5 protein-coding genes are annotated in these 7356 nt (G+C 49.2%); all 5 read left to right on the forward strand.

Annotated features, from left to right (window positions below; all coding sequences use genetic code 11):
- On the forward strand, nucleotides 1-954 hold a 954-nt coding region (gene tssI / locus ACP7BN_RS27540), incomplete at its 5' end, for a type VI secretion system tip protein TssI/VgrG (RefSeq protein ID WP_426206955.1).
- Nucleotides 947-1825 carry a DUF4123 domain-containing protein gene (locus ACP7BN_RS27545; protein ID WP_426206956.1) on the forward strand — a complete coding sequence of 293 codons (879 nt, stop codon included), beginning with the start codon at nucleotides 947-949 and terminating at the stop codon, nucleotides 1823-1825. The genes tssI and ACP7BN_RS27545, both read left to right, overlap by 8 nt.
- A gap of 239 nt (nucleotides 1826-2064) precedes the next feature.
- Nucleotides 2065-5505 (forward strand): toxin VasX, encoded by a 3441-nt coding sequence (locus ACP7BN_RS27550; RefSeq protein ID WP_426206957.1) that lies wholly within the window; start codon nucleotides 2065-2067, stop codon nucleotides 5503-5505.
- Nucleotides 5498-6529, forward strand: a complete 1032-nt coding sequence (locus tag ACP7BN_RS27555; RefSeq protein ID WP_426206958.1) for a DUF6708 domain-containing protein — start codon at nucleotides 5498-5500, stop codon at nucleotides 6527-6529. Before ACP7BN_RS27550 ends, ACP7BN_RS27555 begins: the two co-directional genes overlap by 8 nt.
- A gap of 368 nt (nucleotides 6530-6897) precedes the next feature.
- Nucleotides 6898-7338, forward strand: a complete 441-nt coding sequence (locus ACP7BN_RS27560; protein ID WP_426206960.1) for a hypothetical protein — start codon at nucleotides 6898-6900, stop codon at nucleotides 7336-7338.
- Nucleotides 7339-7356: the final 18 nt, after the last annotated feature.

A 7356-nucleotide genomic window follows, 5' to 3' on the forward strand; every position in this document is an offset into this window, starting at 1 on the left:
CACCCGAAACCGCGCATCCTCGGCAGCCAGAGCGCCGTGGTCACCGGCCCCAAAGGTGAAGAAATCCACTGCGATCAATACGGCCGCGTCAAAGTGCAATTCCACTGGGACCGCGAAGGCCAGGCCGATGACAAAACCAGTTGCTGGCTGCGGGTATCCTCAGCGTGGGCCGGCGCCCAGTACGGCGGCATCGCCATCCCACGCATCGGCATGGAAGTCCTCGTCACCTTCCTCGAAGGCGACCCCGACCAACCGCTGATCAGCGGCTGCCTGTACCACAAGGAAAACACCGTCCCCTACGCCCTGCCGGCCAACAAGACGCGCAGCACCTTCAAGACCCTCAGCTCGATGGGCGGCGGCGGCTTCAACGAACTGCGCATCGAAGACAAAAAAGGCCAGGAACAAATCTTCCTGCACGCCCAGCGCGACTGGGACGAAAACATCGAGCACGACCAGAAGATTCGCGTCGGCAACGAACGGCACGACACCGTCGAAAAGAACAGCTACACGGAATTCAAAGCCGAAGAACATCACACCGTTTATGCCGATCGCAAGGTCGAAGCGCAGGCCAGTGATCACCTGACGGTGGGTGTGAATCAGCACGTGAAAATCGGCACCGGGCAGTTCATCGACGCCGGTCAGGAAATCCACCTGAGCAGCGGCATGAAAGTGGTGATGGAGGCCGGTGCTGAGCTGACGCTGATTGGCGGTGGCAGCTTCATCAAGATCGATGCCGGCGGCGTGACCATGAGCGGCCCTGTCATCAACATGAACTCCGGTGGTGGGCCGGGTAGCGGGACTGGCGCGGCACCGTTGTTGCCGGGGCCGTTGAAGCAGGCGGATGCGGATAAGGCTGGGCAGGTGTTGGTGCCGGCGCAGCGGCAGGCGCTGATGCAGAAGAAGCCGATTTGTGCGGTGTGTGAGAAGGCTAAACTGGAGGCTCAGAATGCTTAAGACCGATTGGCCACTGGAAAATGGTTTACCCCTGGGGCTGCCGTGGAATGGCACGGTAGGATTACTGCTGGATGGCGTCAGCGTCGAGAAGCTTCCACAGCACTTGTACCAGTGGAGCGAGAACCCGGAATTCGAGCCGCTTTACCTCGGAACGCGTTGGGCCGAACTTGGTGATATCTCGCCGTGCTTTGTACGCATAAACACCCAGAACAACCCGATCCTCACTCAGTTCCTCAATGCCTCGCGCCAGGAATGGGGTCATCTGGTATTCAGTGACCAATCGTGGGATCAACTGCTCGCCCACTTCCGCTGGCTTAGCAGCGTCATGCACCCGCAGGGTGAAGAGGTGCTCTTACGCATCGCTGATCCCGCCGTTATGCATGCGTTACTCGCACATGCAGAAACCATCAAGGACCCAACCCTGTTCGGACCTTGCACACAGGTCGTGACGGCTGACGCCGCCCTGAATTGCTGGCAGTTGAACCAACGCCCGCGCAAAACTGCTGACCCTGATTACAGCAAACGCTATCGCTTAAGTGATGACCAACTCAGTTGTCTCGATGAAGTAAATTTTCGCAACGTGGTGATGCGCCTAAACGAACACATGCTCGAATACTTTCCGGCCTATCAAAGCCAGTCGACACCGCAGCAACGCTGGGAGCATTTGCATGCCCTGGCATCAACCTCCTACGATCGCGGGTTCAACACCGAACTCGATATTGCTCTGTACGCCAACATTCACGGGTTTCTTGGCGAGCGAGCGCTGGAAGAACACCCAGACCTCGACGCCGTACTCAGAACCCCATCGGAACAAACACCAGCACAACGACTCGAACGGGTCGCCGATCTTGCACGGGAACGGGCGGCGTGATCCGATCAAAGAATATGGTTTCAATGAACTTCACGCTTTGCCCAGCTAGTCGCTTTTTGTGACACTACGTCACAGTTGAAAAAATCGCTTCTAGAGTGCGGTTCTGAAGGCGCAGGGACAGACCTCAGCCCTCTGCGGGACGAGCGAACCCACCCGCATCCAATACTTACGTCATCACCAGAAATCGAGCACGCAGGGAAAATCAGCTTCGCTGCCAGTTGCCGGAAAGGAATTCCACTATGAGCCAACCCGCTAAAAACCCGAACGCTGTCGACCTGCCTCGGACCGACAGCAAATGCGCAACGGGTGGCTGCCCGCACTTAAAGGAAAAAGTGCAGCTGATCCCACTCCGTTATGGCCTTGTGGAGCGCCTCGATCCGTCCTCCGAATTATATTTGCCTTACAAAACAGCTTCGCGCCCAATGGGCATTCGATTGCTGAGGGACGGCTGGCTGTATGTCATCGACAACAGCACCGGGTACATGCACGAGTACGAAGTCAAAAATGGCGTTGTGACCAAATGCATATGGCAGGGTAAAGAGGCGGCCCAGGACGTACGCACTGGCTCCGCAGGCGAAAACGCGCTGATTTTTCCCCGAGGGAGCACACTTCACGTTTCCTACGCCGAAGTTCAGTGGACTGCGAATAAATGCTCGCAAATGCTCAAATCGCCAAAAGAGCGCGACCTGTTCATGCAGAAGGTCAGCCCTGCCGGCGCCGATGCAGAAAAGGGTGGTAAACATCTGCTCACAGACAAACAGGCAGAAAAGTGGATAGCGGAAGTCGCAGAAAAACCTTCGACTGAAAACCTGCCGGAAGGCGCACACCCAGATGAGAGCAAAGACTACGTTTGGGAAGACCAGAAGGATCTGTTCAAGGCGACGCAGTTGGGTGCTATTAAAAAATCACTACTGCCAATTTATGAGAAGGATCACTTCTTTCTCGTATTCAAAGACAGCATCGGAGTCATGCGCGATCTTGCTCAAGATCAAGATACCGTCGTCGGCTGGCTCGAAGAGTGGGCGATTAAAGAGAAAAACGATCTCAAGTATTCGATTGGTAACTACATCGAAACATTGATGGTAGTCAGTGAGAAATCAGCCAGACAGGCCGGCACCAGTGACGCTCTGTTTGAGAAAACGACCCCCGAGCAGCGTGAAAAAATTTACGACTACGTTAACGCGAAGAATGATTCAAGCGGGATCAAAACAAGTCAACCCGAGAAAGCTTACTACCCAGGTCGAGGTTATGATGCCAAGACGCGCGCAGCTCAGCAGACTGTCGCGCTTAAAAAACAAACGATGGAAGACTCGCTAGGCAAGGATCTCTACCGTGACCTAAAGGACGATATAGAGGTTCTCGAAGACAAGAGTCACGCAGCGGTTGAAGGCAAGGGACTGGGCGCACGCGGCATTCATGATTTGGTACGTCATGAAGAAATGACCAAATATTTGGAGTTGGAGCGTTCTCATATGAAGCGCTGGACAGAGCATTTGAATAAAATCACCTCTGACCGCGTAAATTTTTTTACAAAAAGCGAATACCATATTAGTGCATGGTATTACGATGCAGATGTACAGGAACAACTCAAATACGCTTTGATTAGTGAAAGTAATTGCGTGAGAGATTTATGTAGAACCGATAAAAGTTTAATTTTAGTTGGCGAATTTTTTCATGGCGCACCTTACTACTATCTGCCTGCATTCGCTTCACGATTAGACAGCGACTTTTTTACGAAAAAAGCCGGAGACATCCTTAAATGGAACGACGATCGCAAAAATCTGTTAAGTGGTCTCCAAGACGCACAAGAAAGGGCTAGTGCTTTAAATTCTATGATGGGCCAACACTGGACGATGACGCTATCTCCAGAAGCGGCAAACTTGAGTTATGCCATAAACGCAGCTTACTCACCTGCAGTTGCACTACGCCTCCAAAACTGGCTATCCGAACTCCAGGAAAAGCTCAACGGACCTGAGCTAAAAACCCATATTGACAAATTATTCAGCCAAAGCAACCGAGCGCATCGGCTTGGGGTAATGAAATCCCTTAGTAGTGAAGGCATGACGCTCTTTGTAAACACAGCCCAAGATAAAGATATTTTCATCAACCGAGTTTCCAGGCTCGGAGAAATATTAGACTACGAAGACCAACTAAAAAAAGAAAGATATCGCGCTCACAAAGAGAGCAAGCGCATAGTAGCGAGCAGTGATATTCAGGGACATATAAACAAAGCAAATGCCAAAACAGAAAAAGCACTGTTAAATCAACAACTATTTCTACTACTGCAAGAGCGTCAAAAAATATTAAACCAGCTCAAAGACAGCACGATCACTACGAACACCTTAGCTGCAGGGTACATCGGAGCAAAATTAAAACTGGATGCCCAACAACAAAATCTACTTAATACTGAAATAGACAAACTGAGGCTTGGCGCGTTCAAAGGATATGGAGAACCTGGTGCTGCTATAAGTGCGTTAAAAGGTACATCCATACCGATGGCAGCTCTTTTCTTTCAAGTTTGGAATTTAGGTGAAGCCTTAGACACGTGGAATAGCAGCCCACGAAAAAAATCATTCAAGGAACAAGCAATTCTAATCGGAGCTCTCACGGGTGCAAGCGCAGCCGCACTTTCCGTCTATCAAAATGCATACATATCCGTTGTTGACAAAGGGTTCAAGTCAATCACTTCCAGCACTAATGGCAAAGCAGGTGGAATATTCGCTGCTAAACTTGGAAAACTTGGGTTAGGACTTGGATCAATAATTGCACCATTGACGCTAATCGGCTCAGCAGGCACCAGCATTGACAATTGGAACAAATGGACAGGTGCTCTCTTAACAGGAAGTGCAGGCGAAAAAGCGGGCGCCTTCATGGCCATGACTGGGGATGTAGGGAATACGGGTATTGCAGCTGCTACTACACTACGAGGAATGTGGGACTTGGGCTCTATTGGTAGAACGTATGTGACTGCCGGAGCCGAACAGCGAGCTGCTGCAGTTGGGTATGCGTGGGGGACACGAGGAGTACGCTTCCTGAGTTTTTCCGCTCGATTAACTCCGTGGTCGTTAGGATTATCAGCGCTTCAATTAGGAGGTGAATCCTTATACAACTATTTTAACCTTGATGATCAGCAACGCTGGATGCTTAATTGTTGCTGGGGGCTCGAGAACAAGCAATGGGATTTGGCAACGCACTCCCAAATTCTGGCGGAGGCAAATTTGCGTCCAACGATCACTGACGAACTTACAACGAAAGAGACAAACTCCGACTCTGACTCAACACCGAGAACCGTCTCGATAAACCTACCAGGCGTCAGTCTTGAAAGACTCAGCAACTCCCCCCTACGACTCCAAGCGGAACTGGCGGCACAAATAACAGAAAAAGAAAAAGATGTCGCCGATGAAGTAAAAAGCAATCTCACACTAATTAATATTAACCCTCTCCAACTCAGACTCCAAATACCAGATAGTTGGTGTGGTGAGCAAGCGCAGTTACGAGTACGCTTAAGCGTACAGCCAGATATTGCTAACTCGCCGCTAAAAGCTGAGGAGAATTTCTTGTATTATGCGATATCTCTTCGATCATCCGGCACCAAATCACCGATAAAAGGTGATTCTTCAGTCAAACATCACCCTTCATTAAAATGGGTCGAAATCAAACCGGAAAACTTACATGTCTGAGACTAAATATAGCAGATTACCCCACGCCGGAGATTTTGAAAAAAAAGCTGGTATCGAGATTATTTATCTCTCACCAAAACCAGTACCGACAGGTCTTCCACCTTTCAGCAGTCGTCAACTACATCGAGAGGCTAATGACACATTTCTCGATTTTGCAGTGGGCCGCGGAAACTTTGAGTTTATGTCGCGAGTCGGCATTGGCGTGGTGATGTTTTTCATCATTTTTCTATTTATAGCAACTGGCTATCTGTCTTGGATTAGAAGGCAATTTGAGCCGTTTCTTCAAAGCTGGTGGGAGTTTTTTTCCGGGCCGGTAGTTTGGACCATCGTGTTAACTTTAGCTTTTTTATACCTAGTAGTTTTTTATTTATCAGTTCGTCAAATTACAGTGCACCCCCCGATTCGATTTAATCGTGAACGACGGGAGGTGGCTTTTGTTCCGATAAGAGGCAGTAGCCCACGATATGTATCGTGGGAAGACACTATCGCCTGTGTCTCTTCTGGAACATTAGTAACGCAATATGCTGTCTTACCTGAATTCAAACTAATGATCGGGCTTCGCGATAAAGACACGGGTGATCTACTATGGTCCTCCGTTTCAAGCGGAAATTTAAGTTCTGCTATATCTGAGTGGGAGGCAATACGCGCATATATGGAAGAAGGCCCCTCAGCGTTACCACAGCAACAATCGGATGAACTTGAAGAAGGAAGCGTCGCTTTCTTCCATTTATGTCGTCGAACCTATCGCAAAGAACACTCCATTCCTCGCTATATCTGGGGTTTTTTGATAATTCAGTTTTTTAGTGGATGGACTTTACCTTGCTACATTTCGGGGTGGGTTAATAAACGACCTAAAGCAGGTTTCCCCAAGGAAATATTGCAGTGGTCAAAGCCACTGCCTTCCAGTCGGCATGTAAAGCCGAGTGAGGAACTTTTACGTGAAAGCGCCGAGGTTCGTGAGGCGTTATCAAGAGGCCAGACATTACTCGACTACTTCAACATCAAATTTTCCACCTCAGAATAGCAAACAGAAAACAATCCTCACTGAAGTTTTGGGAATGGGGTGCATTTACGCAGACAAAGGGAAAAATTTATTCCGGTTAAATAAATGTTTTCCCTTTGGTTAGTTTAAGCTTTTCAAACAAGAAGACTTGGCAATTTTCGATGCTTAATAGATTACTCCAAAGTAGAATAGGCACATCTGAATGGCCAACTAGCAATCGCTCGTAAAGAACGACTGATCCTATCGACCCAAATTCAAGAAAGCCTAATTGCAACAAACTTAATGACATCCGGCCTCGTCGACGCCCAATTAAAAATTTATCAACAGGAGCCCTGCGAGGTTATGGAGAACCCGGGGCAAGTTCAGCATTAACAAGTTCTTTTATACCAATGGCAGCACTATTTTTCCAAGCCAGGAACTTCAAAGAGGCATATGATACTTGGGACAAACTGACCAGCAACTTCACCATTAAAGAAGACGTCGTTTTCTATGGCGCATTTTCTGGAGTCATGTCTGCAGCATTGTCTGTCTACCAGAACGCGTACATAGCGTTAGTAGACAAGGGGTTTAAAGCCACTGTCGCCGCTACAGGGGGCAAAGGTGGTGCGCTGTTCATGGTAAAACTCGGTAAATTAGGTCTTGGTCTGGGCGCATTGATAGCTCCGATTGGTCTCTTGAGTTCAATCGGAACTACGTTAGATAACTGGATCAAATGGACTGACGCGCTACTCACGGGAACAGGGGGGGGGGGGGGGGGGGGGGGTTGGGGGTTTTTTGGCATACAATGGCAACATGGGCAAAAAACCAAAAATGGAGAACAAAACTTTTAGAGAGTTTAGAAACAAAAG

The sequence above is a fragment of the Pseudomonas sp. TWP3-1 genome (genome assembly GCF_049896625.1).
Lineage (GTDB): Bacteria > Pseudomonadota > Gammaproteobacteria > Pseudomonadales > Pseudomonadaceae > Aquipseudomonas.